The sequence below is a fragment of the Streptomyces sp. NPDC058646 genome, assembly GCF_042716875.1.
Classification (GTDB): Bacteria; Actinomycetota; Actinomycetes; order Streptomycetales; family Streptomycetaceae; genus Streptomyces.
Genome location: NZ_JBHXRK010000028.1, coordinates 1 through 24550, shown reverse-complemented (window position 1 = coordinate 24550; position 24550 = coordinate 1). Strand labels below are relative to the sequence as shown.

The following is a 24550-nucleotide window of genomic DNA, read 5'->3' as shown; positions in this document are numbered from 1 at the left end:
GGCCGTCGGCACAGCCACCCGCAGCACCCACCCATGGGCGGTCAGCGGTCGGTCCAGGTGATCACCGCGATGACCTGCCGGACGGCGTTGGTGGCCAGCTCGGAGACGATGAGAACGATGTCCTCGGCGGTGCTCTGCGGGCAGTGCACCGCGGGGGATGTCAGCGTCCGCGCGGCCATGTGGCGGGCTGTCTGGGCGACTTGCGGCCCCGGTGGCAGCGAGCAGTGCACGGTCGTGGGCGCAGAGGGCGCGATTGCGGCATTCATAACGGTCCTCGCTGTCCGGGCGTCCCCACGTACGTCAGGGCCGCGCGGAGGATGGACAGGGTTCCGGGGCGGTGGCCCCAGAACCCGTTGCATGCCGGGCCGGCGCTACCACTTGTCGTGGCAGTTCCAGTGGCCGGCAACCCAGTGGTCGACCCAGTGGCCGGGCACCCAGTGCTGCTTGTGGTAGCCGTTGCCCCACCAGCCGTCATGCCACTTGCCGTGGTGGTCCCAGTAGCCCTGGTGCCAGGTGCCGTGGTGCCACTTGCCTTCCCAGTGGCCCTTGACCCACTTGTGGGCCCAGTGACCCTTGACCCAGGCGCACCGCTCGTGACGGTCCCAGCGGTCGTGCCGGTCGCGGTCGCCGGTGAGCGCCGAGCTCACCGCGGTCGAGGACGCCGGGGCGGCGTTCGCCGTGCCGGACAGTCCCAGCAGCGAGACTCCGGTCAGGAGTCCGGCCGATGCGGCTCCCGCGACCAGACGGCGCATGTGCAGCGAAGCGGTCATCGCACTCACCTCCCTTCTTCAGGTAGTCGGCTGTGCCAGCTCCTCCAGCAGGAGCGTCACCAGAGATTCGCCGCGACCGGAAGGAAGGATTGGAAGCCGCCGCCGATCCGGCAGAACCATCCCGTCCGTCCAGAACGACCAGGGTCCGAGCGCACCGGGCCCGGCGGGGACACCCGTACGGCAGCCCGCCCGGCCACTCATTCGGGAAGTGGACCAATCCGCATGCCGTGTGTCGCCGAATCGAGGGTGTGAGCAACCTCCGCAGCACCATCTCCCGGGCCGGTCTCGGCGCGCCGGCCGGTCTTCTGGCCGCGTTCACCTCGCTGGCCGCAGCCGAGCTGGTCGCCGCCCTCGTACGCCCGGCCGCCGGGCCGGTGACGGTGGTCGGGGGCGCGGTGATCGACCGGACCCCGGCTGCGGTGAAGGACTTCGCGATCCGCACGTTCGGGGAGAGCGACAAAGTCGTCCTCCAGCTGGGCATCCTCGCCCTGCTGGCACTCTTCGCGATCGTTTTGGGCGTCCTGGCGCTGCGGCACCGGCGCCTTGGCGCGGCGGGTGTCCTGGTATTCGGCATCGTCGGCGCGGCCGCCGCCCTAGGCAGGCCCGACTCCGCGGGAGCCGGTGACGCACTGCCCTCCCTCGCAGGCTCGGTCGCCGGTGCTTTCGTGCTGTACGTCCTGGCGGGGAAAGCCACCTCCGCCGGCTCGCCGTCGGGTGATGACGGGACCGGGGGCGGTTGGAGCCGGCGGGGGTTCCTCACCGCGGCGGCCGTGACCGCCGGGGCCGCCACGGGGGCCGGGGTGCTGGGACGCGCCTTGTCCGGGCAACGTGGTCAGGGCGCAGTCGCTTCCCGTACCAGCGTCGTCCTGCCCCCTCCTGCCTCGCCTGCGCCGGTGGTTCCGGCCGGAGCGCAGCTCAAGGTCGCCGGGATCGGCCCGTTCACCACACCCAGCGGTGACTTCTACCGCGTGGACACCGCGCTGGTCGTACCGAAGGTCGATGCCGGCACCTGGCGGCTTCGGATCCACGGCAAGGGCGTCACCCGGCCCCGCACCTACACCCTCGAGGACCTTCTGGCCCGGCCGCTGATCGAACGCGACATCACGCTGACCTGCGTCTCCAATGAGGTCGGCGGCCCCTACATCGGCAACGCGCGCTGGCTCGGCGTACGCCTGGCCGACCTGCTTGCCGAATGCGGCGTCAAACCCCCTTCCAAGGGCGGCAAGGCCGACCAGCTGGTGGCGCGCTCCGTGGACGGCATGACGCTCGGCTCACCGGTCGAAGACGTCATGGACGGACGCGACGCAATCCTCGCCGTCGGCATGAACGGCGAACCGCTGCCCTTCGACCACGGCTTCCCCGTCCGCATGCTCGTACCCGGCCTCTACGGCTACGTCTCCGCCTGCAAGTGGATCACCGACATCGAGCTCACCACCTTCGACACCTACGACCCCTACTGGGTCAAACGCAAGTGGGCCCGCAAGGCCCCGATCAAGACCCAGTCCCGAATCGACACCCCCAAGCCCTTCGCGCGCCCCGCCTCCGGCACGGTCATGGTCGCCGGCGTCGCATGGGCCCAGCGACGCGGCATCACCCGCGTCGAGGTCCGCATCGACGAGGGGCCCTGGCAGGACGCCGACCTCGCCGCACAGGACACCGTCGACACCTGGCGCCAGTGGTCCTTCCCGTGGAAGGCCACCCCCGGCGGCCACACGATCACCGTCCGCGCCACCGACGGCACCGGCCAGACACAGACCGAACAGCGCACCCGAACCGTTCCCGACGGAGCGAGTGGCTGGCACAGCGTCTTCGTCACCCTCCCCTAGACCACCGGACCGGCCTCTCCCCGCCGACCCGGAAGCACCACCCCAAGCCTTTCCCGGCTCAAGAAGCAATCCCCTTCAAGGAGTAACTGATGAACAGCATGCGTATCCGCCGTACCGCGATCGCCGTGGCCGCCGCAGCGATGCTGCCCCTTTCCCTGGGCGCCTGCTCCGACTCCGGCAGCGACACCAAGGCCGCCCCCACCGCAGCCGCCGAGGACGCGGCCAAGACCGGCGAGAGCACCCCGACCGACGACGCGATGACGAGCGACAAGCCGTTCGGTCCGGCCTGTGCCGGCGTCCCGAAGGACGGCGCAGGTTCCTTCGACGGCATGGCCAAGGACCCGGTCGCCACCGCCGCCTCCAACAACCCGGCCCTGTCCACCCTGGTCACCGCCGTCAAGCAGGCCGGCCTGGTCGACACCCTCAACAACGCCCAGAACATCACGGTGTTCGCCCCGACCAACGACGCCTTCGCCAAGATCCCCAAGGCCGACCTCGACAAGGTCCTCGCCGACAAGGCCATGCTGACGAAGATCCTCACCTACCACGTGGTAGGCCAGAAGCTCACCCCGCAGCAGCTGGAGAACGGCTCCTTCGAGACTCTGCAGAAGGGCATGGTCACCACCGCGGGCAAGGCCACGTCCTACAAGGTCAACGACACCGCCAGCGTGGTGTGCGGCAACGTCAAGACCGCCAACGCCAACGTCTACATCATCGACACCGTCCTCATGCCCAAGTAACCGCCCCACGTCCGCCCCGACCACGGCCGGTGGCCCGGCATCCTTCGAAGGGGAGAAGGATGCCGGGCCACCGGCTTTTCCAGCGCAAGCAGGTCTTCGCCCTTAGCCTTGCAGCGGCCACCTGCGGCAACTGCGGCACGAGCCTGTCCGCCCAGTGGGAACGGCCCGGCAACGCCCTGGCCGTAGGCACCCCGCTGATGAGCGGAGACGACGTGATCGACGCCGTCACCGCCCTGCTGCACTACGCGGACGGCTGGCACCGCGCGCAGACCGTGCTCGGCCGGGCCCTCCGCATTCTCATCCAGGGCCAGCAGCTGGCCCTGGCCCTGCCTGGTCTCTACGACGAGGTGCCGAACCTGCGCACCCTCGACGCCGTGGCCGCAGCGGTCGCCGCCCACTACGCGGCCGCCGCCCGGTTCGGCCTGACCGACGGCGAGGTCGCCGAGATGTCCGCCGACCGATTCCACCGGGAGATCGAAAGGCAGCGCTTCGCCTCCGTGCGCGCCATGCGCGCCGCCATGGCGGGCCTGACCGCGCAGGCGTCGTGACAGGCAGAGGAGACATAGGTGGCGCCCCGGGCCAAGGTCCGGGGCGCTCCTGTGCGTTACGCGCTGCGCGTCGTCTGGAACGTGTCGGGGGCCAGCGGTCCGACTCCCGGAGGAGACGGCGGTACCCACTGGCCCCCACCCGTCAGCAACTCCACAGAAGGGAGTGCGACATGTCGGGCAGTCTATCCACAGCACCCGCCCCCAAGGGCCTCACGCGGCCCCGTGCAACCTCCAGGAGCACACCGTGATCCCGCGCGGCCGACCCGCCATGACCGAAGCCGACATCGCCGCCGAGCGGAAGGTGGTGCTCAAGACCTGGCAGCGAAACGAGGGCGCGAACATGCGCGATCGGGTGCCGCTGGTCAACGAGGGCGGGCGACTGCGCCTCTACGACGAGGAACAGGTCCGCGCGTTCCTCGCGGGCGCGTCCTGGCCCCCCGGGGCGTCCGGGCGCGGCGCCGCGAAGGCGGCCACCGGCACGGACGGCGACGGCATGTGGCCCCCGGCGGTGCCGCCGGGGGAGAAGCACCCGGACGACCTCCTCACCGACCAGGAGGCCGCGGCCGTGCTGGACACGCGGGCCTCCACCGTCCGGGACTACGGAACGGACGGTTACCTGCCCGTCGTCCAGCGGCACGGCCGTACCTGGTACCGCCGAGCCGACCTCGAAGCCAGGCTCAGCGCGGGCGATCAGCGCCACCATCCCCACCTCACCGGGGCAGGCCGCCCGCAGGGCTCCAAGGACCGGGCCCCCCGGCGCCGACCGGACCCCCGTGTCGCCGAGATCGCCGCCGGGCTCGCCCTCGCAGCACGGGAAGGCACGCAGCCGGCCACATCCGCCGAGATCGCCGCGGGGTACGGCGTTGGGGAACGCACAGCGCAGCGACTCCTTCTGGCTGCCGGCGAGCACGAGGCCGACTCCGCCTGACGCCGCCGCCGTTGCCGCCCGCGCCCCGCCGGGCGGCAATCGGAGCTGCGGCATCTCAGTGCCGCACGTCCGGCGCCGGGGAAGCCGTTCCACCCGATCGCGCTGTGACTCGCAGCGATATCTGTCACCGAACGGGTGACCTGACCTGGTCCTCTTGGTCAAGTGCACAGCGATGGTTGTAACTAGTTGTTCGCGCTAGTTGTCACAAGGTCCGTGCTCGCAGGCGGGTTGTCACCGATTTCGAAGCGTGCTGGCGCGGCTTGAAAGGCATGGCGGCTCATTGAATCAGGTCGGTGTGCGGATGCTCGGGGGAGGTCGGGCAGACGTAGATCTGCATGTTGTCAGTGCTACCTACTTCTACACTCGTCGGCTGCGAGGGATCCTGGCCCGCGTAATGAGAGCCAGCGGCGGCGGCCTGGTCCTCCTGCGGCGCCCAATTGCGACCTTTACCACCGTCCCATTCCCAGGAAGCGATCGTCAGTAGCGGGACCATCTGCACCTCGCACACGGCGCAGTACCGGGGGTTCGGGTCGGTTCGGCCCCATGGGGGCCAACCACCGACCTTCCAGCCGGGTGCGTTGCCCAGATAAGTGGAATAGAACTCGCGCGGATACTCCGCATAGGAGCTGTCCACGCCGGCGCCGGCTGCCTGCCACCTGCTCCAGTCATCCAGCATGAGCTGCAGCTCCGGGCTCAGATCCAGGCTGTTCGGGTACTCGGTGATCGCTTCTGGTGCCAGCACGCATGGCTCTGGCACGTAACCGGGATAGTCCGCCTCGTACGGTTCCGGTGGTGTGGCGAGGACGTCGCCGACCTCCGCGGCCGACCGCCAGAACAGTGCGGTCGCCGGCTTATAGTCCGGATCGTGCTCGTACGGGCACCAGAGAACCTGCAGTAGATCGGCCTGTCCGGGCGGCCGCAACAGGGCTATGTCACGCAGGAAGAGCTGAGCCACGGGCAACATCGGGACTGGACTTTCGGCGGGCCCGGGAGGGCCGGCGTCGAGCCGTTCCGCGAGCCACGCAGCATTGCGCTCCTGGAGCGCCTCCTCCTCGGGCGTGAGCGTGGCAGCCTGGCCGTCAGGGCGCCATCGGAACTGCAAGTGTCTCTTGAGCCGCACTTCGGTCGGTGACTGGCGGAATCCACTGTCCACGTGCAGGTGCGCGTCTTCACAGCGCGGCCACGGCTCCCCTGCCGGCCACAGCAACGGCCCACCGACCGAGCTGTCCCTGACCGAAGGCGACCCCGGACGCGGATGCAGTCGCATCGCAGGTCGCGCCAGGGGAGCCAGCTCGGGAAAGACCGCGGTCACATCCACAGGCCGCGGCGGAGTAGTGCGTACGAAACTCATGTCGGTGATCTTGCCACCAGCTACCGACAGCCCCCTACCGCCTCAACCTGCGTCAACGCTTGCCCTGTCGCACCGCGGCTGTCAGATGGTGGGCCTCTGACGAGCCGGGATGCCAGGTCGTTTGCGACCTCGGAGGCTCGGGGTTCTCAAGCGACCTGGCTTTTACGGAAAGTCTCGTTCGCGATGGAGGCGGGCCACGGCCATGGAGACATCGGTGTGGCCCGCCATGCCGCCTGCTGGTCTCGGCCGTTTCAGCCTTGGTTTCCAGGCTGGAGCCTCAGCTGTTGGCCAGGGCTCGGTCCAGGAGGGGGAGCAGGCGATCCCAGTGGCGCTTCAGCCCGGAGACGCTAAAGGCGTCGGTGTCGGACATGGTGAAGCCGTGGATGGTGCCGGGGTAGATCTCGGAGGTGTAGCCGACACCTGCCGTATCCAGGGCCTGGTTGAGGTCGCCGAGGGCCTCGGGTGTCATGTCGCCTTCGGCGTGGCCGAGGTGGACCTGGGCGGTGAGCTTGGAGAAGAGGCTGGCCCCATCGACACCCACGGGGGCGTGGAACGCGGCGACGGCCGCTACATGGTCGGGGTGGGCCGCGGCGGTGCGCATCGCGTAGAGGCCGCCTATGCAGTAGCCGGTCACCGCGACCGGTCCGGCGCCGACCTCGGGCTGAGTGGTGAGAAACCTGAGGTAGGCGTCGGCGTCGCTCAGGACACGTTCGGCGGTGTGCGCCTCGATCAGGGGCATCAGCTGGGCGAAGACCGCGGGCCGGAACTCTTCTCCGATGTACTTAGGAAGCTCAACCAACGGTGCCGGGCCGTGGCGGTAGAAGGAGTTGGGGACGAGCACGTAGTAGCCGTGCCCGGCCAGTTCGCAGGCCATCTCCCGCAACACGGGCCGGATGCCGAAGCCGTCCGCGTACATCAGTACCCCTGGGTGCCGCTCGCTGTGGTCGGGGAAGGCGGCGAAGGCGTCGGCCTGGCCGTCCGTGGTGGGAATCCGCAGCGTCTTGGTGCGCATGAATGCTCCTGTCGTGGTTGATGTGCAGTGCCTGTGATCAACACGACAGAGGCGGAGCCCGCGCAGCAGCACAAGAGCCTCGATCAAACAGCGGGCCCGAACCAGCCCGTACGGCGCTCAGAAGAGCCCCGGGTCACCGATCCGTGTGTGGCGCAAGGCCGTCCCGGTATTCATAGCCGCACAGCGTAGCCCACCGGACACGAGCCGACGCCAGCACTCCAACCCGAGCGGCTCGATTGGATGAGAACCGACACGCTCCGCATGGGACACAGTGAGAATCCGACAGCTTCAGTGCGACAGGACACCTCGGCTCGTGCGCCGCTCGGCGGCTACGACCGACTGGTGACAGAAATCCCTGCGAAGTGACAGTTATCGCTGCGAGTAACTGTCGGGCGCAGAGCAGACGTCAGTGGGACGCAGGATGTGTCAGTGGCCATTCGGCCGGCCCTGGCGGGGCTCTGCCGCCACCGCGTGGAGGGACCGCGCGGGAAGCGTGGTGGCATCAGCTGGTGTGACGGCTAAGGCGGATGGACTGAGCGGGTCCTGTACGACCTTGTGTATGGCGCGCATCGATACGAATGGCGCTCAGGTGACTACGTTGCGTGCATGTCGAACGCTCAGGCGCAGTTGAAGCTGCGAGAGATTTCGCCCTGGCCGGTGTGGTTGTGTCTGTTCGGGCTTGCCGCCGGTCTCTTCATGATCCTCTGGTACGGGGCGGATCCGCCGTTTCGGGCCAGGCCCTCGGGGGACGGGGAACTGCTGCTGCAGTTCGCAGCGACGGCGAAGGAGGCCCGCGTCATCGTGAAGGACGGAGGCGAGTCCAAGCTCTTCCAGGACGGCCTCGTGCTCGACTGGCGCTGGTTCATTCCCGGGTACGGGGCGGCCCTCGCCGGGGCTTTCGGACTCGGGCACCTGCTCCTCTATCGAAAGTCCACACGCCTGTGGGCCCGCCGCGCCCTCATCCTCACCCCCGTGGCGGTGGCGGCGGACTGCGTGGAGAACATCTTCCTCTGGAAGGCCCTGGACCGGATCAAGACCGACCCGGACGGTCCTGTATTGCCCTGGGTCGGGGTCCTGCGGCCGGCCGTGGAGCGTGATCTGGAGCGGAACCTGCAGTGGGCGACCTATTTCGCCCAGCTGAAATGGGCGCTCGTCGTCCCGCTGGTGGCAGCGGCCGTCCTAATCGTCGTCACCCTCTTCTGCCGGTGGGTGCTGAAGCCCTCCCTCGTGCGAAGTGCGCGGAAGGACCGTCCCCGTCCCGTCGTGGCCCACGCCCACAGGATCACGGGCGGGACGGAGAGCCAGTGGAGCGACCCCGACGTGATCCTCCCGCCTGCCGCGCCCCACGACTGGGAGCCCCGGCCCGAGTGGACCGCCCCCCACCCGGCCAAGGCCCAGGACCCGAAAGCCAGTGCGGTGACCCGCTGGCGCACCCGCGCGTACCAGCCACCCGGCCGGCATCCCGCGGAGGTCGGCTTCTGCGTCTCCGGCGGCGGCATCCGGTCAGCCTCGATCACCCTGGGCGCGCTGCAGGCACTACGGGGGCAACTGCTCAAGGCGACGTATCTGGTGTCGGTGTCCGGCGGCGGGTACACCGCCGGGGCCCTCCAACTGGCCCTGACCGATGCCCGGCTCAAGGACGCAAGCGGGAACCCTTCTGTGCGGCCCGGCCTCGCGGAGCCCGCCGACGCGTTCGCGCCGGGCAGCCCGGAGGAGGACCATATCCGCCGGCACGCGAAGTACCTGGCGGACACCCCTAAGGAGAAACTGAACGCCGCGGGGGCGGTGCTGCGGGGCATGGCCGTTTCCTTCGGCATGCTGGCGCTGGTCTTCGCGGTGGCAGGCCAGTTCCTGAACGCGTTCTACTCATGGCTTCCGCTGACCGACCTCCACCGCTTCACGCCGCAGACGAAGGTGTTCGAGCCGACGTGTGAGACCCCGGAGATCCCGGAGTGTCCCGGGCCAGCAGAGGTGTTCCTGCCGTCCCTTGAGCTGTACCCGAACGCCGGGCACCCCATCCTTGCCCTGTTCGGCCTGGCCGGCCTGGTGTCCGTGGGCCTCGCCTGCGCAAGGGCAGGGAAGACGAAGTCCCGCCCGGCATGGCTGCGGAGCACGGTGAACGCGATCGTGGCAATGGCCCTGGCGGTCGCCCTGATCTCCATCGTCCTTCCGGCAGTGATCTGGTTCTTTGCCTGGCTGGCGCACGAGCAGGGAGTGGTGGACAACGATGGCAGGGGATTGTCGATGCTCGCCGCGCTCACCGCAGCGGCGACCGCGATCGGCACCTGGTTCACCGCCGTCCACAAGACAGTGAAGAAGCTGAAGCCGGACGGCGAGAAGGCAGGCGTGTTCGGCAAGCACAACACTTCCCTCGTCATGCAGGTCGGCGGCAGCTGGGTGAAAGTCGTGGTTTGCTGGCTGGTCCTGCTCCTGGTCGCGTTCTTCTGCCTCGCCCTCATGTCCTGGGCGGCCGTCTACGCGGGCGGCTGGCCCGCATGGTGGAAATGGACGGCGCCGATTGCCCTGCCCATGTTGGTGCTCGCGATCGACCAGACCACGTTCAGCCTGCACCCCTTCTACCGACAGCGGTTGGCCAACGCCTTCTCCGTGCGCCGCGCTGTATTGAAGGACGGCTCGGTTGGCGCCCTGCCCTACGACTACAACAACGAGCCGACTCCGCTAGACCCGTACGCACAGCAGGTGAAGGGCTTCCCTCAGGTCATCTTCGCCGCCTCCGCAGCCGTATCGCTGCGCAACCGCACCGCGCCCGGCCGCCCCGCCGTGCCCTTCACCTTCGCTTCCGACTACTGCGGCGGCCCCGATACGGGCTGGGTCCGCACCGACACCCTGCAGAAGACGGCCCCCGCACTGATCAGGCGCGACCTGACCGTACAGTCCGCCGTCGCCGTGTCCGGAGCGGCCTTCGCGTCCGCGATGGGCTCACAGACGATGTTCATGGAGCGGCTGCTCGCACTGTCCAACATGCGGCTGGGCACCTGGGTGCCCAACCCCCTGTACCTCGCGGAACTGGCGAAGTACGGGCCCAACCGGATCATGCCGCGGCTGCCACGGGTACGGCGGCTGCGGTACCAACTCCAGGAGCTGGTGGGCCGGTACTCGGACACCACTCCCCTGCTGCTGTGCACCGACGGCGGGCACTTCGACAATCTCGGTCTGGTCGAAATGCTCCGGCTCCGCTGCCGGACCATCTACGTCATCGACGCTTCCGGGGACACGCCGCCGCTGGCTACCACCCTCGCGCAGGCGATCACACTCGCCTACGAGGATCTGGGAGTGAAGATCACCTTCGAAGAGAAGGGCCAGAATTTGCTCGACCTGGTGCCCGGCAGCGCAAAACCGCTCTCGCCCGAGGAGCCGATGGCCGCCCTGAACGCCCGGTTCTCCGCCACCTGCGTGGTGCGCGGCACGATCGAGTACCCGGAACCAGTCCTGTTCTCGCCCGACGCACCAGCCGCCACAAAGGGGACGATCATTTACGTGAAGGCCAGTTTGACCCCCGACATGCCGTACGAGCTGCTCAGTTACGCCCTCCGGGAGAAGGCCTTCCCCCGCCAGGCCACCTCCGACCAGTGGTTCGACCACGCCCAATTCGACGCCTACCGGGCGCTCGGACACCACCTCGGCACCGAGGCTGGGAAGGTGCGTCCCGGCCGACGCCGAGGTGCCGCGCGATTGGGGTGACCGAATCCTTGCTGTAGCGCCGGCGAAGGGCGACGGCGAGCATGTCACCGTCGGACGGCCCACGCCTCCCGGTCACCATGGCGGGCGGCCGTCCCGGAATCGGTCGTTTCCGGGACGGCGTTGCGCCTCGACGGCGACGACGCCAGAGTTCGCCCGGCACGGTGAGCCGGGCGGCGCAGCGCACCGCGGGCACGGTTCGCGCTCGACGAGCTCGGCGCGGGCGAGCTCGTCCAGGTAGCTGGTGGCGGGTCCAGGACAGGGCGGCCGTGAGGGGGTCGGCTGCGAGGGGGCCATCCGCGTACGCGAGCGCGGTGAAGACGGTGAGCGCGTCGTGGCACTGAGTCGCGGCGTCGCTGCGGGCTCTCGCGGCGAAGGGAGCGGCTGGAGGAGATCGGCTCGGTCACAGGCGACTGCGCATATTGTCACTGAGGACGATGAGGTCCATGCCCCGGTAGTGCATCCACCCGGCGGCCGCGGCGTCCTGCCCAGTCTCGTCGCCGTGGCGGCAGTCTCACCGACGGACGAAGCCCCACGCATCCGTACGCGGCCCGATCCAACCCGCCGAGGCCGAGATCCTCCTCCGCGTCTGGTCGACGGCGGAACCGACCCCCACGACGCCGCCCAGCGCTCACCCCAAAGACCTGGCCGCCGCCGAGGGTCACCCGCGGCGACATCGATCGCTTCCACGACAGCGTGCTCTACAGCCTCCGGGATGCTTCCCGAGCCGTCACTGCCTACTGACACGAACTCTGCGATCCCACTGTCATAACCCTGCGCATCCCACTGACATCCACCCTGCGCACGACACTCCGCACGGAGGAGGCGGCAACAGGAGTGCGGCGACCGCACCGCGCTCCGTGGGGCCATGACCCGGCCCGGCCCCTGTTCCCAGCGATCGACGCACCGTGTGAAATACTGCCCGATTGTCCAGGTTTGCCCAGCACCGTCATGGTGGCGACCCCGATGGTCAGCCCGAAGACCGCCATGCCGATCGGCAGCGCGGCGGCGACGAGCGAACCGAACGCCAGAAACAGGATCGCGGCCGCGGCAAGGATGCCGATCAGCTCGCTTGCCCCGCCGTTCGGGTCGAGAAGGCGTAAAAGAGGTTCCCGCCCACGTGCGACAGCCGCTTCACCTCGGACTGCAACCGCGTGAGAGCGGTGCGCGCGCCGTCGTCGTCGAAGAACGTCGCACCGCCGTCGAGAGGGGTGACGACCACTTGGGCGGTCATCCCCTCCTGGCCGGTGCCGGCCCGCTCGATCAGTTCCGCGGCCCGTCGGGAGTCCAGCCCCGAAGCGGTCATCGAGTCCGCGGTCCGACGACGACGCCGCCGGCGAAAACCACAGGCCTCCCCGCCGTCGCCACCGCTCCAGCGCGTAGTCGATGCCCACTCCGAGCCCGACCATGCTGCCCAGGGCGCAAGGTACTCCCGGTGCCTGGCGAGCACGAACGCCACCCCGTAGCGGTGGCTGCCGAGCGGGCTGGTCGTGCCCTTGCTGAGCACCTCTCAGTTCCATTCCACTTCGCCAGCCCGGACACGCCCGACGATGAGGCTCCGCGCTGGCAGCCCTGAGCGATGATGAGGGGCTGTCATCCTGTCCCCTGCCCGCTGTGTGTAGTGCGTCGGGACAACGATTCGGGTGCCTCGGTCGCGTTGGACTCGGGCGGTGCTGGTCGTCCAGGCAATCGACCAGTACGCGCTCGAACGCGCGAGGTGTACTGAGGCGCTACGCTCAGCGACGGAAAGGAGGCGCCGTCACACCGTCTCGGCACTGATGACGATGTCAACGGCCCGAGCCCACCCCTGCGCTTCGTCGACTGACACCCGGACCCGCCGCCGGCCCGGCCTGCCGAGCAGGGAGGTGGTGAACCGGCTCTCACCGACGACGTCCCCCACGACGAGTCGGCCATCGCTCAGCAGAAGAGGTCCGTCGAACACCGTGGTCAGACTTTCCAGATCCCGTCCCTGGCCATCCGAACCACCGTGATCTTTGAAGATCCGTACCTTGACCAGCACGGTCTGGGCCTGCACGCGGACGATGAGATGGGTGTCGCAGGAAGCAGCAGGCTCGTTGTTGAGAGCCAGTGTCGTGGGGATCCACTCGGTCGAACCGATGGCCATCACTGGGTGATTCACGTACAGGTCGATACCTGCAATCTGCATCGTCCGACTCCTATGCCATCCGCGACCTCCCCGGAGGATAGGACCCCGCACTGACAGCGACATGAGGCAGGTGACCGAAGGGCGTCATTCTGGCACTCGCTCACCAGTCTCGGCCGGCGATCAGCTCCTCTGCATCCGCGTCTGTAAAGCCGTATGCCGACGCGACAAGCCAGAACTCCTCAGCGATCCATTCACGCGCAACCGTCTCGATCTCACTCCCGGCTGCCTCGAACTCCGCTTCCAAAAGGTTGAACTCCTCCGTCGCGGCCTGGGTAAGCGCGTACAGGGCCTCCAGATTCGGCGGCTGCTCAGCCTCAATCCGCTCGCACAGTCGCAGCAGGATCGCCCTGCCCTGGTCTACGAAGTGATCTGGGAAGTACGAGTCCTCTTACATCGGCCGCAAAAACGCGTGCCCTGTCACCTGCTGGTTTGTGATCCGCATGCGCTTCCCCATCTCCGCAGAACACTGACGCGCCGATCATGCACGACACCACTGACAGCTACGCCGCCCATGTATGCCAGATCACTCGTGACCAGCACTTTCCTAACAGGCGTAGTGAGGTCAGCGTGGGGTGCTGTGGAGCTGGGTCATCAACTCTCGGTTAGTGGCTCGGGATGCCTGGAGGTCTTCTTCGCGTTCGGAGAGCTGGTCGCGGAGCTCGGCGACCTGTTGTTCAAGGTGGTCGGTCTTCCGCTGGACGGTGTCTGTGTCGGTGGGAGCACCGAGGCCAGAGGCCGGACGCCGCGAGCATCGCCGCGGCGAACGGACGGCGGGAGGGGGTGCGTCGCATGTGGGGGTGCTTCTTCCAGCTCAGGGACTCGGATGGCAACGCCACCCCCGAGCCCCGGCTGGAGGCCCCGTCCCATACGCCGTCCGGCGAGTCCACTCGTTCGGAGCCACCCGGGGCTCCGATGCGGCCTCGGCCGCGGGCCCTGGCGACCTCCGGTTCGGCCCTCCCGAGTACCGCACCGGCTCGCTCCGGTCGGGCGGCGAGCAGTGCGCGGCGGGTCGCCTGCGGGCGCCGCCTACGGCCGCAGCTGGGCCGCGAGTGCCTCGGCGACCTTCCTGAGCGACTCGCCGGCCAGGGCCGGGTCCGCCTTGGTGACGGGCCATCCCTGGGAGACGACGAGCGCCAAGTCGCCCTTGCCCGCCACCGCCACCCGTGCGACGGCGACCGTGCCCCGGCCCGGGGTGACCCTGGTCTGGCCGATCCCGGGCTTGTCCTTGGAGAACGCCATCACCTCTTCGGCGCGGAGGTTGCCGAGGGAGGCGATCTGCGGCAGCGCCAGGTTCACCGCCACCCCGCCCTCGGACGCCGCCACGAGGTCGATCTCCACCGGGGCTTCCGAAGCCGTGAAGTTGCAGACGACGGACGCGTTCGGCGGGACGGCGGGGTTGGAGGGGACCCCGGACGGCGTGGGTTGCCCGCTGGGCCAGGCCTCAGCCGGCCGGCCCGGGTCGACGGTCCCCTGAACCGCGGGGTGGCCGCCGGACGCCGCCGGGGTGACGGTCCGTTCGGCACCGGCCGCCTTCAGCGCCGCCGCCGGGTCGAGGCCGAACGGGCAGGCCGACGTACCCGTCAGCTGCTTCGCCGTCGAGGCGACCCGGTCGTAGGACAGCTTCTCACCGCCCGAGGCGGCCCCGCCGGAACTCCCGGACGAGGAACAGGCGCTCCCGGCAAGGGCCATCCCGGCCGCGCCGGCCAGGGCGAGAATGCGGCGGTACTTGGCTGCAGCGGACGGGCGCGGGTCGACCAAGCGATCAGCTGTCATCCGGTCAGCCTAACCAACTTGCGAGCCGACGACCGACTCCTGGTGCCGACCCTCACTCACGAGGGCAACAGCTCTTTCGTCACCGCAATAGGACGTCGATACCGCGGTCCATGAAGATCTCTGAACCTGCGCTCCGGGTGCTGCCCTGCCCCGGAACCCGCCGCTGTCGGTATCCCAGGCCGTCACCTGATCCGCTCGCGCCACTTCAAGAACGTCACTGACCCCGATGGTCACCACCTGTCGGCCGGCGAGGTCCGCGCCGTGCCCTGGGTGGCCATCACGCCGGTCGTCAACGCCATCCGAGTGCTGGAGAAGATGCTGCCCGAAGGCGATCTTCTTTTCAGCTCCGCCCACCACTCCGGCCAGCACAGCGGGGTGCTGAAGTCGGGCGGTCTGAATATGCGGATCAAGGACTTCGTGAGCTGGGTCAACCGTGAGGCCGCCACCCACAACCTGGCCGGCCAGTTTGTCCCCGACGACCCGCACGGACCCCTCCAGGTCAGCCGCTTCCGAAGGACCCTGGCCTGGCACATCGCCCGACGCCCCGGCGGCTTGGTCGCACTCGCGATCCAGTACGGCCACATGCGCACCGTCCTGGACGCCCGCACCTCCAGCCGCTACGGTGCCCGCAGCCGCGGCGGCATCCACACCGTCCTCGACGTCGAAACCGCTCTGGCCGCCGCCGACACCGCCGCCCGCCTGCGAGACCGGCTCGCCGCCGGCGAAGGCCTCTCAGGACCCGCCGCCCGCCGAGCCCTCACTGCCACCGCCCAAGCCCCCCGCTTCGAGGGCCGCATTGTCCCGCGCACCTTCGTACACAAGGCCCGCGCCTACCTCGCCCGCGACGGCATCGTGCTCCACGACAACCCCGAGGCTCTGCTGATCTGCGCCTTCAAGCACGACGTGGCCAGGTGCGAACCCGACCCCGGTGCCACGCACCCCGCCAGTACGACTGCCGCCCCGGCTGCGCGAACACCGCCCGCACTGACGGCCACGCCCTCCTGCTCCGCGAACGCGCCGACGAACTCGACCAGCTCGCCGACCGCCTGCCCCCACCCCTCGCCCGCCGCTGCGGACCCACGCCGCCCGCCTGCGAGCCACCGCTGACAACCACGACTCCACCGCCCAGACCACCGAGGCCCTGCGGTGAACCCGACCCACGACGACGACGAGCGCACCCGCATCCGAAAGGCCATGGACCGCCTCCTGACCGGTCAGGCCACGCTCTCCAACGGCAGCCTCACCGCCACCGCCCTGGCCGTCGAAGCAGGCGTGCACCGCATGGCCCTCATGAAACGCCACGCCGACCTGAAGAACGAGTTCTACGAGCGCGTCCGCACCGAAACCCGCCAGGTTCCCGAGCCCGAGAAGCGCCTCCGGGAAACCGTCGCCGGGCTGAAGAAGACCATCTCCGACCAGAACGCCGAGATTCAGGACCTCCGACAGCAGATCACCCGGCTCACCCTTGCCGCGGCAGTGCTCACGCACGACCAGGACCGACCGGGACCAGCCCTGGAGGGCATCGGTAACGTCGTCCACCTGCGCCCGCCGACCTGAAACCCGAGCTGCCCGTCCACGCCGCCCCAACATCCCTGAGCTTGTCGTTTATGGTCCGGCTTGGTGGATGGGAAGGAAGCGAACGTCCTTCAGATCCAGTTGCCCCAGCCGAACGTTGCTGTGTAGGCCCGCCGCATGGCGTCCCAGCCGCGGCCGCTGCCGATGTGGATCACTGCCAGCGCAAGAAGGAACCAGGCGGTCAAGATGCCGGCAATGATCAAGGGCCATCGAGGGCTGGACGTGGTGGCGATCACGATCAAGACGATGACGGTCAGGCCCAAGCCCATGTGGGCGGCGGGCAGATCCGAGCGCAGTGCCTCACGCACAGAGTGGCGCTCTGCCTGCATGTCCGGGCTGTATCGAGAAGCCAAGCTGTTGCCGTTCTCCCGCTCAGAGCTGTGCTCCATGAGGCCCCCTGTAGATCCGGCTGTGTCTGCAACCCGAGCAGCCTATTCAGTGCCGTGACCATGGCCATCTGTCGACGGTCGGTCAATTCCCCATATCAACGTCAGACAATTCCCCACCGTCTCACGCCCAGCCGCTGTACGGTCAGGTCGACCGACGGGGTTCAGAGTGAACGTCAGTCGAGACGAGCGTCGAGCTCAGGTCGATGTGGTGCGCGCGCGAATGCGGTGCGCGGTCCGCCCAGTCCCTGCTTGGCGGCGGTTGCCACGAGGCCGCCGAGGGTGGTTCTGGCGAGGTCGTGGCGGCGAGGCGTTCCAGCGCTGGCAGGGCGCGGTCGTCAGCGGTGGAGCCGAGAGCGCGGCAGGCCAGAGCTCGGAGGTCCGGGTCGGGATCGGTGGTGAGGGCGATCAGGTCGTCCACCACCGGCGGGCCGAATGCAGCGATCGCCGAGGCGAGATGACTGGCCTTCGGGTTCCGGCGTTCCATCATGGCCTGCCAGAGCACAGCGAGTGCCCGGTCGCCGCCGATTTGGCTGAGCGCCAGGGCGGCCCTGCTGCGTACCCCGTTGGTCTCGTCGTTCAGCCGGGCTGTCAGGGCGGGCACGGCGGCGTGTTCCTCGAGGAGGCCGAGCGCCTCGCAGGCACCCTCGCGGACCATCGGATCGGGATGCTCCAGCAGGGCGGTGATCAGCGGAACGGCCCGGCGGAAGCCGAGTTCGGCACAGGCGAGCGCCGACCACCGCACCCCGCGGTGCCCGGTGTCGGCGAGCGCGCGAAGTAGGCTCGGTTCGACGCTCGCGTCGCCGAACAGGGCGATCCGGTTGAGTGCTTTGGTCCAGACGGTGACATCCTGCGTCCGGTGGTCGGAGGCGACCTCGGACAGGACCGCCCGGGCCTGCGGATGGCCGAGCTCGGCCCACTCCAGCAGGGCGTCGATCGCCCGCAGCCGGATCGTGCGGTTCCTGCTCAACTCGGCGGCGTGGACGGTGACGAGGGATGTCGGCCCGTCCGGCGGGTGGCCGAGTGCGTCCCCGAGCGGGCCGGCGAGCGGTGGTTCGAGCTCGCCCAACCACAGGGCCAGTGGGCCGATTCGGGTGCCGACGTCCGCGTCGTAGCGGCCGTCGCCGCGCAGGTTCGCGGCCAGCTTGGCGACCGTACGGAACAGCAGCCATGCGCGGTCCGATGGGGAATCAGCGAGGGCGTCGAGTCGGCCGGACATCGCCGCGGTGACGGCGGTCGGCGGGCGACCGGTGGCCTCCAGGACCGCCTCCGCCCAGGCGAGTGGCTCGCCCTGACGCTCGTAGAGCTGGCGACCCCACAGGCGGAGGACGGCGCCACGGTGGTCGGTCATCTCAGGATCGTTCCAGCAGGGAACACTGACAGCCGACGGGGTCCCTCGCGGTCGGTCGGGTGCCAGAAGGTTTTTTGCTACGAGCACCATCGACGGTCAGCTTCCCCCTGGGGAATCGTGACCGCCAGGGTGGTGAGGTACCTGACGTAGCGCGGAGCGGGCCGCCGGTTCTTCGAGCCGGGAGGGCGGCTGGGGCCGGGACGGCTGGGTTTCGGTGCTGGCTGGCGTGCCTGTCTTCGCGCGCAGGTTACTGAACCCCCGCCGGCCCATAAACGACAAGCTGAACACAGCAACTTGGCAGGGAACGCGACGAACTGCGAGACGTCCGTGCGCGCCGACCTGATCGCCACCGCCCGCTGCCACGGCGTGCCCACGGTCGCTCTGGTCGTCCCGACCCCGGCCGACGTGTGCGTGGAGCGCCAGGAAGGCCGGCCCGCGACCCGGCGGGTGCCCGAGCACGTCGTACGGGCGCGGCACGCCGCCATGGTCGACGCGTTCCCCGGCCTGTCCGACGAAGGCTTTGACCACGTCGTCGGCGCCGAAGGGGTCTCCCGCCTTCAGGCGCTGCTGCAACGTGTCAGCGACGCCCGGCACGCGGATCTCGGCTGGGACGGAGGCGAGGGCCTGGGCGATCTGCTCCTGGTCCGCCGGTACTTCGGCCCCGAGATCCTCCCGCTGTGGCGCTGGCGGGACACCTCGGCCCTCGCCGACGGCGACCGCGTTGCCGAGGTCCACCTCGGAGCGGACAGCCTGTACCTCGCCCAGCGCACCGACATCGACGGCGAGGGCGACGTGGGCTTCGAGGTCCTGGTCGGATGCGCGGCCGACGACGCGTGCGAGGGCAAGTCGTGGGCTCCCGCCTACAACATCACCGACCTGCTGCGCGCGCTGACCGGCGAGCTGATGAACGACCCGGAAGTGCGCTGCACCATCCACGGCCCGGGCGGCGACGAGGACCAGGACGCCGACCCCGAGGGCTGCGCGCAGGTTCACGGCCTCACCCGGGCACGGTGACGGAGTCGTTCGAGGACGGCCCGCACCTCGTACGCGGCAAGGACGTGAAGTGGCTGGACCCGGCCGGCTACGCCCGCTGGGTCGACGTCGGGCTGCGCGGACTGGGCTTGCGGGCCCTGCGGGAGGACAACGGCCGGCTTCGCGAGCGCGTTGCCGTCTATGCCCAGGTCATCCACGAACTCCGGGCCGAGCTGGACCGGCGCACCGACAACAACACCCAGCGCCTTCCCGTCCGGAGCCTCCCCACCAGCATCACCTGATGCGCGGAAACGGCAGTTGAACGGTGATCGCTTGACGGCTCTGTGCTCGTGAAGATCCGGCCAGGGGACATGTCCCCTGGCCGGATCTTCACGAGCACAGAGCCCACTTGCTGGCCCTATTTCTCGATGACGAAGTAGATGGCCCGGTGCTCATCCACCTTCTCCAGCAGGCCACTGTCCGCCAGTCGTCGGTACACCTCCCGGATGTACTTCTCGGAGGGGTGGTAACCGGCGTCTCGCAGGGTCTGCATTCCGCGGCTCGGGTCCCAGGTTCCGCCGAGCGCGCGAACGGACTTCTCCAGGGACTCTCGCTGGGTGTTCTCAGCCTTCTGCACCTTGGCCATGTGGTTGCGGATGCTTCCAGGGGCGCCCTTGTAGTCGCAGTGGTCGCACTTCTTCCAGGCGCCCGCTTCGACGGCTGCGTCGGTGACGGGGTTGTCGGGGCCGTAGCCCTGGCTCTTGAGGAGTTCGGCGACGGAACCGTCGTGGTGGACGGCGAGGTAGGCGGCTTCGGCGATCTTGTCATGACCGGCGGCGAAGGTGCGTCCGTAGCCGATGGCGGTCTGGCAGCCGCAGTAACAGCGGTTGGTGGTTGCTGTGTCTGTCATGCCGTCAGGTTAGCCACCCCGGAGACTCCTAACAAGGCTTGGAAACCCTTGGATTTCTAGGGTGAGAGAAGGTGGGTGGCGCTCCGTACCCCACGCTGGGCGCTACACGCGGCGAGCAGACCGATCAGCGCCAGTTGTTCCAGCCCCGAATCCTTGCGCTGCCGAGGGAGCCGACTTCGGCTGGTCCGCCGGGCGGGACGCCGCTGGCTCACCGGCCATTCCCGGCGCTGGGGAAGACGATCGGGTAGGAGACGGTCGGCTGAGGCCGCACCACCGGCTGATCCCAGCCGGGCCATTTGATCGGATACACCGTCGACTCCGGCACGGGACGCTGCTCCCCCGGAGCCCCGCCCATCGGCTTGCTGCCTAACACGAACGCGGCGAACACGAATAACCCGAGGAGCATCACCTGCTTGCTCGACCCCGCTGGGTTGCGCCAGTGCGCGCGAACCTTGAATCCGTTGCGCTCATGCTCCACGACAGACGGCACGCGGCCCCCTCATCAGTCAGGTTGTGCCTCCATGCACAACTGACCAATGAAAGCACCCAACACGAACACTTCGTCACCGTTCGCAACGATTAGTGATCATCAGGTCATCCCGGGTTTTCTGTACGGGTTCGGCTGTGAAGATGAACGCCGGATTGCTCCGAGGGTGGGTCACCGGGCAGGCTGCGCGTCCGGAGGAGACGGGGACAAGTGTGTCTGAACGCGACGGCGCACAGGCGGTGGCGCTTAGGAAGGCCGAGGAGCTGGGCGGCGATGGCGCGGGCGCATACGGCCAAGCCGCCCAGGAGGCGGGCCGGATGCTTTCCGGTGGCGCTGGGCAGGAGTGGACGCCGGAGCAGGGAAGAACACTTCGTGATCCGTGCCCACCACCCGGCCTCAAGGGCGGCGCCACCCAGCTCGGCGTCGGCGGCCCCGGCCTGCCCGGCCCGTTCGGCATCTGGCCTGCCGACGACTACTACGACGACGAGGACCAGGAGCGAGTTCGTCGCCGACTGCACGAGGGAGGCGAGTACCTGATGACCACCGAGCACCGCGGCGTCGCCGGTCCGTACACCGAGTACGACGGCCTGCCCGCCCTGCACGCCACGGAGACTGACCTGCCGCTGCTGCACCCGTACGGGCCGGTGCCCGAGGACGGCCGATGTGTCACTCCGGGCGGAGGGCGGCTCACCGTCCGCTCCAGCGGCCGCCACCAGCGGATCACGCTAGACCACCTCGGGTGTCCCGCCCAGGACACCGAGGAGAAGGCCGGGGTCTACCGGCGGCTCGCTCTGGCCGGGGAGGGGCACTGCCTGCCCGCCGGGTGCCGCCACGAGGCCGCCCACCAGGGCGGGATCCTACGGAGCTTCGAATTCCCGGCCGGGAGCATCGAGACCATCACGTTCGTCCGGGCGCTGCTCGCCGTCGAACTGGGCGATGAAGGCCCCGCCACCCGGCCCTGCGGGAAGCCGAGGCGCTGGCCGGCCCGGTGCGCCCGCTGGACGAGAGCGGCGGCGAAGGGCTGCCCGAGGCCGGATAGGTGGGGGGCCCAGCAGGGCGACAGAACCTGTCCGAGCGGGCCGTGCACCGCCGTGGTTGGCTGCGGCGCACGGCCCTCGCGGTGAGGTCAGGCCGCGGCCGGCGGCGAAACGGGGAACAGCTGATCCGCCCCGGTCATCTCCAGCAGTCGGACCACCTGCGGGTTCGGTCCTGCGAGCCGCAGCTGACATCCGAGGTCCACGGCGGCTTGCCGGGCACCCAGGAGTACGTTGAGCCCGGAGGAGTCGCAGAAGGTGAGGGCGGTCAAGTCCACGACGATCGTTGCCGGATGGTCGGCGAGTGCTTCGTCCAGGGCCGTCCGGAACTGCCGGGCGCGGTCCATGTCCATCTCGCCGACGACACGAACCACGGTCCCCTGCTGGCTGCGGGTCATCTGGATCCGTGCCGCGGCGCTCTCGTGTTCTTCCATGGGCCGAGCGTAGGACCAGGCCGCCACGTCGTACACGGCGCACTCGCCGCTGACGACGCGGAGACCGGCGTCGGGACTGGTAGGCCCGCATGTTGAGGTGTCGCGTATTCCATATTGGACGGCTCTCGTTGGTCACTCTGGGTGGCGAGGCCAGTGTTCGTGGTCCGTCCTCGGACGGATAGGTTCACCGTGGTGTGTTCGAGCCACTTCTGGAGGGGTCACTGGTGGACATTGTCGCGATCATGGAGGCGCTCGCCGAACAGGGCATAACCGTGCTGTTCAAAGCTGATGCTGAGCGGATGGCAGAGAGGCGGAAGCCCTGGACGTTCGTGGCCAGTGGCGCCCCGTTGCGTGACGACATCCTCGTGCGTACCGATGCTGCGTCCGTGGAGCAGTGCCTCGAAGCCTGCCTGCCCCGCCTCCGCGAACTGGGCTTCACACTTCCCGAGTGACGAGGCATGCCAGCAGAGTCGAACGCGGCCGTGGCGCCGGGTGGGTGTCTCGCGTGCGAGACAGGCCGGGGCCGGCGGCGACGGCGCCGTCGATCGGGGCCAGGGCGCGGGCGACGTCGAGTAGCCGGTACGCCTGGGCGCGGCTGATGCCTAACTCCGCGTCGCAGTGCGACTCCCAGCTGCTGTGCTCGAGGGGGATCCAGATGCGGGCGGCGTGGGCGTCACGGACCCGGGCGGCCAGCACCGCCACGGAGCGCCGGACGTCGTCCATCGCCTCGCGCAGTCCGGCCGTCACCTCCCGGGCCTGCCCCGCGGTGAGCGGCGGCCGCGCCGGTTCGACGTGGAACCGAAGGTGCGCGCACCTCCTGGACCTGGCCCGCCGTCACCGCCGCCCGGCCGTCGCCCTGCGCCTCACCACCGACCTGGAGACCTGCCTGGAGCGCAACGCCGTCCGATCGCCGGACCGCCGGGTCCCGGACCAGGTGCTGCGCTGGCAGTACGCCCTCGCGCTGGAGGCCACCACCGAAACCTTGTTCGCCGAGGGGTTCACCGCCGTCCTCTCCCCCACCCCGACAGACGCCCCCGCGTCCACCGAGGCCGTACCCGACATCCGCTTCGTCTGCGTCACCTGGCCCGACGGCCAGCACGCCTAAGAACTCCTAACGAAATGATCTTCAAGGTGGTTGGATCACTCCGGAACTGATGATCCGGGGGTGCGGGGTGGTACGGCCGAAGCCGTGGGAAGTCGACGACGAACTGTGGTCGGTGGTCGAGCCGCTGTTGCCGAAGGTCGAGCGTCGGGCCCGGCATCCTGGACGCAAGCGTCACCCTGACCGGCTGGTGTTCCAGGGGATCCTGTTCGTTCTGCACACCGGGATCGCCTGGGAACACCTGCCGCAGGAACTCGGCTTCGGCTCGGGCATGACCTGCTGGCGCCGCCTGGCCGAGTGGACCGAAGCCGGTGTGTGGCCCCGGCTGCACACGGTCCTCCTTGCCGAGTTGCGCGGTGTGAACGCTCTGGACTTCTCTATGGCGGCGGTCGACGGCTCCCACATACGGGCGTTAAAGGGGGATCCCAGACAGGACGAAGCCCTGTTGACCGGGGCAGGACGGGCAGCAAACATCACCTGATCACCGACGCCACCGGCATTCCGCTCGCCGCCACTTTGACCGGCGGCAACCGCAACGACGTCACCCAGCTGATCCCGCTCCTTGAGGCCGTGCCGCCGGTGCGGGGCAAGCGCGGCCGGCCCCGGCGCCGCCCGGACGTGGTGCTGGCCGACCGTGGCTACGATCACGACAAGTACCGCCGACTGGTCTGGGACCTTGGAGTGAAACCGCTGATTGCCCGCCGCGGTACCGAGCACGGCTCCGGCCTCGGCACCCAGCGGTGGGTCGTGGAACGCGCGTTCGCCCACCTGCACTGGTTCCGCCGGCTGCGGATCCGCTGGGAGATCCGCGACGACGTCCATGAAGCCTTCCTCAGCCTCGCCTGCAGTCTCATCTGCTGGCGACGATTGAGGAGGCTGCCGACGTCCTAGCTCTCGCTGCCTGAGGAACCCCGAAAGCCACGATCTTCAACAACCGGGAAGGCCCGCTCGGCGCCCGCAGCCCAGGCATCGATCTGCGCATGGGACGACCTGATGGCGTTGATCAGTTCCTCCACCACGTCAAGCTTCGGCTGGTGGACGTTCAGCCTCAGATCCTCCATCGACACCTCTTGGTACGGCATGCTCAGCTGCCACCAGAACCGCATGAGGTAGCGACACTCCTGCGGGTCACGGTCGTCTGCCAGTCGATCATGAATGACCGCCCGGACACGCCGTCTCTGTTCGTCGTCACGGAAGCCGTTGCTGAGGTCAGTCAGGGTCACGCTCGGACAGTAGCAACCACATGCATCACCCATCACCGGGCCCGTGAAGACGCCAAGCGGGTCATTCCGTTAGGAGTTCTAAGACCGTGTCCTATGTGGTGAGGCGGACGAGGCGTTTGTAGCAGCACAGGGCGGCGGCGAGGCCGAGAAAGGCCAGGTAGTTGCGAGGATGGCGCTCGTAGCGGTGGTTGAGTCTGCGGTAGCCGGTCAGCCAGGACATGGTCCGCTCAATCACCCACCGGCGCCGCCCGAGTCGCTCTGA

The 24550-nt window shown here is 69.0% G+C and carries 29 protein-coding genes; 13 read left to right on the top strand and 16 right to left on the bottom strand.

Annotated elements, in window-relative coordinates; all coding sequences use genetic code 11:
- Positions 1 to 41 precede the first annotated feature (41 nt).
- Both ACFWUZ_RS28685 and ACFWUZ_RS28680 read right to left on the bottom strand, forming a co-directional pair.
- Positions 42 to 179 carry a hypothetical protein gene (locus ACFWUZ_RS28685; protein WP_384379000.1) on the bottom strand — a complete coding sequence of 46 codons (138 nt, stop codon included), beginning with the start codon at positions 177 to 179 and terminating at the stop codon, positions 42 to 44.
- A gap of 192 nt (positions 180 to 371) precedes the next feature.
- Positions 372 to 770 (bottom strand): hypothetical protein, encoded by a 399-nt coding sequence (locus ACFWUZ_RS28680; protein WP_384378997.1) that lies wholly within the window; start codon positions 768 to 770, stop codon positions 372 to 374.
- A 248-nt stretch (positions 771 to 1018) separates the two neighbouring features.
- Here ACFWUZ_RS28680 and ACFWUZ_RS28675 point away from each other — a divergent pair, with 248 nt between their 5' ends.
- The 4 genes from ACFWUZ_RS28675 to ACFWUZ_RS28660 all read left to right on the top strand — a co-directional run bounded on the left by ACFWUZ_RS28675 (position 1019) and on the right by ACFWUZ_RS28660 (position 4812).
- Positions 1019 to 2596 carry a sulfite oxidase gene (locus tag ACFWUZ_RS28675; protein WP_384378994.1) on the top strand — a complete coding sequence of 526 codons (1578 nt, stop codon included), beginning with the start codon at positions 1019 to 1021 and terminating at the stop codon, positions 2594 to 2596.
- Between the two features lie 89 nt (positions 2597 to 2685).
- Entirely contained in the window at positions 2686 to 3336 is a 651-nt protein-coding gene (locus ACFWUZ_RS28670) for a fasciclin domain-containing protein (protein WP_384378991.1), read from the top strand.
- A 59-nt stretch (positions 3337 to 3395) separates the two neighbouring features.
- Positions 3396 to 3884 (top strand): hypothetical protein, encoded by a 489-nt coding sequence (locus ACFWUZ_RS28665; protein WP_384378989.1) that lies wholly within the window; start codon positions 3396 to 3398, stop codon positions 3882 to 3884.
- A 244-nt stretch (positions 3885 to 4128) separates the two neighbouring features.
- The gene (locus ACFWUZ_RS28660; protein ID WP_384378986.1) at positions 4129 to 4812 is read left to right on the top strand and encodes a helix-turn-helix domain-containing protein; all 684 of its coding nucleotides are present in this window, start codon (positions 4129 to 4131) and stop codon (positions 4810 to 4812) included.
- 277 nt (positions 4813 to 5089) lie between these two features.
- Here ACFWUZ_RS28660 and ACFWUZ_RS28655 read toward each other — a convergent pair whose 3' ends face one another.
- Together ACFWUZ_RS28655 and ACFWUZ_RS28650 are read right to left on the bottom strand one after the other, a co-directional pair.
- Positions 5090 to 6163 carry a hypothetical protein gene (locus ACFWUZ_RS28655; protein WP_384378983.1) on the bottom strand — a complete coding sequence of 358 codons (1074 nt, stop codon included), beginning with the start codon at positions 6161 to 6163 and terminating at the stop codon, positions 5090 to 5092.
- Between the two features lie 277 nt (positions 6164 to 6440).
- On the bottom strand, positions 6441 to 7175 hold the full coding sequence (locus ACFWUZ_RS28650; RefSeq protein WP_384378981.1) for a dienelactone hydrolase family protein: 735 nt from the start codon (positions 7173 to 7175) through the stop codon (positions 6441 to 6443).
- Positions 7176 to 7781: 606 nt separating this feature from the next.
- Here ACFWUZ_RS28650 and ACFWUZ_RS28645 point away from each other — a divergent pair.
- Entirely contained in the window at positions 7782 to 10877 is a 3096-nt protein-coding gene (locus tag ACFWUZ_RS28645; protein WP_384378978.1) for a hypothetical protein, read from the top strand.
- 734 nt (positions 10878 to 11611) lie between these two features.
- Here the strand turns inward: ACFWUZ_RS28645 and ACFWUZ_RS28640 are convergent.
- The 4 genes from ACFWUZ_RS28640 to ACFWUZ_RS28625 all read right to left on the bottom strand — a co-directional run bounded on the left by ACFWUZ_RS28640 (position 11612) and on the right by ACFWUZ_RS28625 (position 14814).
- Positions 11612 to 12283, bottom strand: a complete 672-nt coding sequence (locus ACFWUZ_RS28640; protein WP_384378975.1) for an MMPL family transporter — start codon at positions 12281 to 12283, stop codon at positions 11612 to 11614.
- Positions 12284 to 12633: 350 nt separating this feature from the next.
- Positions 12634 to 13041, bottom strand: coding sequence for a hypothetical protein (locus tag ACFWUZ_RS28635; protein WP_384378972.1), 408 nt, complete (start codon positions 13039 to 13041; stop codon positions 12634 to 12636).
- Between the two features lie 100 nt (positions 13042 to 13141).
- Complete coding sequence (locus ACFWUZ_RS28630; protein ID WP_384379226.1) at positions 13142 to 13384, bottom strand: DUF5713 family protein; 243 nt, start codon at positions 13382 to 13384, stop codon at positions 13142 to 13144.
- Between the two features lie 683 nt (positions 13385 to 14067).
- Positions 14068 to 14814 (bottom strand): hypothetical protein, encoded by a 747-nt coding sequence (locus ACFWUZ_RS28625; RefSeq protein WP_384378970.1) that lies wholly within the window; start codon positions 14812 to 14814, stop codon positions 14068 to 14070.
- A 270-nt stretch (positions 14815 to 15084) separates the two neighbouring features.
- Between ACFWUZ_RS28625 and ACFWUZ_RS28620 the strand changes: the two genes are divergently transcribed.
- Both ACFWUZ_RS28620 and ACFWUZ_RS28615 read left to right on the top strand, forming a co-directional pair.
- On the top strand, positions 15085 to 15921 hold the full coding sequence (locus ACFWUZ_RS28620) for a hypothetical protein (protein ID WP_384378967.1): 837 nt from the start codon (positions 15085 to 15087) through the stop codon (positions 15919 to 15921).
- A gap of 39 nt (positions 15922 to 15960) precedes the next feature.
- The gene (locus ACFWUZ_RS28615) at positions 15961 to 16371 is read left to right on the top strand and encodes a hypothetical protein (protein ID WP_384378964.1); all 411 of its coding nucleotides are present in this window, start codon (positions 15961 to 15963) and stop codon (positions 16369 to 16371) included.
- 89 nt (positions 16372 to 16460) lie between these two features.
- On the opposite strand, the gene ACFWUZ_RS28610 is transcribed toward ACFWUZ_RS28615, so the two are convergent.
- The gene (locus tag ACFWUZ_RS28610; protein ID WP_384378961.1) at positions 16461 to 16778 is read right to left on the bottom strand and encodes a hypothetical protein; all 318 of its coding nucleotides are present in this window, start codon (positions 16776 to 16778) and stop codon (positions 16461 to 16463) included.
- Positions 16779 to 16920: 142 nt separating this feature from the next.
- Positions 16921 to 18126, bottom strand: a complete 1206-nt coding sequence (locus tag ACFWUZ_RS28605; protein ID WP_384378958.1) for a HEAT repeat domain-containing protein — start codon at positions 18124 to 18126, stop codon at positions 16921 to 16923.
- A gap of 189 nt (positions 18127 to 18315) precedes the next feature.
- Between ACFWUZ_RS28605 and ACFWUZ_RS28600 the strand changes: the two genes are divergently transcribed.
- Together ACFWUZ_RS28600 and ACFWUZ_RS28595 are read left to right on the top strand one after the other, a co-directional pair.
- Entirely contained in the window at positions 18316 to 19140 is an 825-nt protein-coding gene (locus ACFWUZ_RS28600; protein WP_384379223.1) for an AAA family ATPase, read from the top strand.
- On the top strand, positions 19137 to 19400 hold the full coding sequence (locus ACFWUZ_RS28595; protein WP_384378956.1) for a hypothetical protein: 264 nt from the start codon (positions 19137 to 19139) through the stop codon (positions 19398 to 19400). The genes ACFWUZ_RS28600 and ACFWUZ_RS28595 overlap by 4 nt, the downstream gene beginning before the upstream one ends.
- A gap of 116 nt (positions 19401 to 19516) precedes the next feature.
- On the opposite strand, the gene ACFWUZ_RS28590 is transcribed toward ACFWUZ_RS28595, so the two are convergent.
- Positions 19517 to 20008: a hypothetical protein gene (locus tag ACFWUZ_RS28590; RefSeq protein ID WP_384378953.1), complete on the bottom strand. Its 492-nt coding sequence runs from the start codon at positions 20006 to 20008 to the stop codon at positions 19517 to 19519.
- 208 nt (positions 20009 to 20216) lie between these two features.
- Entirely contained in the window at positions 20217 to 20498 is a 282-nt protein-coding gene (locus ACFWUZ_RS28585) for a hypothetical protein (protein ID WP_384378950.1), read from the bottom strand.
- Between the two features lie 209 nt (positions 20499 to 20707).
- Between ACFWUZ_RS28585 and ACFWUZ_RS28580 the strand changes: the two genes are divergently transcribed.
- On the top strand, positions 20708 to 21619 hold the full coding sequence (locus ACFWUZ_RS28580; RefSeq protein ID WP_384378947.1) for a DUF6420 family protein: 912 nt from the start codon (positions 20708 to 20710) through the stop codon (positions 21617 to 21619).
- A gap of 2 nt (positions 21620 to 21621) precedes the next feature.
- On the opposite strand, the gene ACFWUZ_RS28575 is transcribed toward ACFWUZ_RS28580, so the two are convergent.
- Positions 21622 to 21963 (bottom strand): STAS domain-containing protein, encoded by a 342-nt coding sequence (locus ACFWUZ_RS28575; protein WP_384378944.1) that lies wholly within the window; start codon positions 21961 to 21963, stop codon positions 21622 to 21624.
- A 224-nt stretch (positions 21964 to 22187) separates the two neighbouring features.
- Here ACFWUZ_RS28575 and ACFWUZ_RS28570 point away from each other — a divergent pair, with 224 nt between their 5' ends.
- Positions 22188 to 22415: a hypothetical protein gene (locus tag ACFWUZ_RS28570; RefSeq protein ID WP_384378941.1), complete on the top strand. Its 228-nt coding sequence runs from the start codon at positions 22188 to 22190 to the stop codon at positions 22413 to 22415.
- On the opposite strand, the gene ACFWUZ_RS28565 is transcribed toward ACFWUZ_RS28570, so the two are convergent.
- Positions 22399 to 22710, bottom strand: a complete 312-nt coding sequence (locus tag ACFWUZ_RS28565) for a hypothetical protein (protein ID WP_384378938.1) — start codon at positions 22708 to 22710, stop codon at positions 22399 to 22401. The two genes, ACFWUZ_RS28570 and ACFWUZ_RS28565, sit on opposite strands and share 17 nt — an antisense overlap.
- A 19-nt stretch (positions 22711 to 22729) precedes the next feature.
- On the opposite strand from ACFWUZ_RS28565, the gene ACFWUZ_RS28560 reads away from it, so the two are divergent.
- Both ACFWUZ_RS28560 and ACFWUZ_RS28555 read left to right on the top strand, forming a co-directional pair.
- Complete coding sequence (locus ACFWUZ_RS28560) at positions 22730 to 23068, top strand: hypothetical protein (protein WP_384378935.1); 339 nt, start codon at positions 22730 to 22732, stop codon at positions 23066 to 23068.
- A gap of 49 nt (positions 23069 to 23117) precedes the next feature.
- Positions 23118 to 23956 (top strand): IS5 family transposase gene (locus tag ACFWUZ_RS28555; protein ID WP_384378932.1). Its coding sequence is split into 2 segments (ribosomal slippage): positions 23118 to 23481 and positions 23481 to 23956, totalling 840 coding nucleotides; the frame shifts between segments, so codons are not numbered across the junction.
- On the opposite strand, the gene ACFWUZ_RS28550 is transcribed toward ACFWUZ_RS28555, so the two are convergent.
- Complete coding sequence (locus ACFWUZ_RS28550) at positions 23953 to 24288, bottom strand: hypothetical protein (RefSeq protein ID WP_384378929.1); 336 nt, start codon at positions 24286 to 24288, stop codon at positions 23953 to 23955. The two genes, ACFWUZ_RS28555 and ACFWUZ_RS28550, sit on opposite strands and share 4 nt — an antisense overlap.
- A 91-nt stretch (positions 24289 to 24379) precedes the next feature.
- Positions 24380 to 24550, bottom strand: a 171-nt coding sequence (locus tag ACFWUZ_RS28545) for a transposase (protein ID WP_384379220.1), incomplete at its 5' end; no start/stop codon positions are given.

Coding starts and splice junctions, on each gene's coding strand:
- ACFWUZ_RS28645 (WP_384378978.1), top strand. CDS start 7,782: ATGTCGAACGCTCAGGCGCAGTTGAAGCTGCGAGAGATTTCGCCCTGG.
- ACFWUZ_RS28625 (WP_384378970.1), bottom strand. CDS start 14,814: ATGACAGCTGATCGCTTGGTCGACCCGCGCCCGTCCGCTGCAGCCAAG.
- ACFWUZ_RS28670 (WP_384378991.1), top strand. CDS start 2,686: ATGAACAGCATGCGTATCCGCCGTACCGCGATCGCCGTGGCCGCCGCA.
- ACFWUZ_RS28665 (WP_384378989.1), top strand. CDS start 3,396: ATGCCGGGCCACCGGCTTTTCCAGCGCAAGCAGGTCTTCGCCCTTAGC.
- ACFWUZ_RS28680 (WP_384378997.1), bottom strand. CDS start 770: ATGACCGCTTCGCTGCACATGCGCCGTCTGGTCGCGGGAGCCGCATCG.
- ACFWUZ_RS28605 (WP_384378958.1), bottom strand. CDS start 18,126: ATGACCGACCACCGTGGCGCCGTCCTCCGCCTGTGGGGTCGCCAGCTC.
- ACFWUZ_RS28590 (WP_384378953.1), bottom strand. CDS start 20,008: ATGACAGACACAGCAACCACCAACCGCTGTTACTGCGGCTGCCAGACC.
- ACFWUZ_RS28610 (WP_384378961.1), bottom strand. CDS start 16,778: ATGGAGCACAGCTCTGAGCGGGAGAACGGCAACAGCTTGGCTTCTCGA.
- ACFWUZ_RS28635 (WP_384378972.1), bottom strand. CDS start 13,041: ATGCAGATTGCAGGTATCGACCTGTACGTGAATCACCCAGTGATGGCC.
- ACFWUZ_RS28655 (WP_384378983.1), bottom strand. CDS start 6,163: ATGAGTTTCGTACGCACTACTCCGCCGCGGCCTGTGGATGTGACCGCG.
- ACFWUZ_RS28685 (WP_384379000.1), bottom strand. CDS start 179: ATGGCCGCGCGGACGCTGACATCCCCCGCGGTGCACTGCCCGCAGAGC.
- ACFWUZ_RS28650 (WP_384378981.1), bottom strand. CDS start 7,175: ATGCGCACCAAGACGCTGCGGATTCCCACCACGGACGGCCAGGCCGAC.
- ACFWUZ_RS28640 (WP_384378975.1), bottom strand. CDS start 12,283: ATGGTCGGGCTCGGAGTGGGCATCGACTACGCGCTGGAGCGGTGGCGA.
- ACFWUZ_RS28575 (WP_384378944.1), bottom strand. CDS start 21,963: ATGGAAGAACACGAGAGCGCCGCGGCACGGATCCAGATGACCCGCAGC.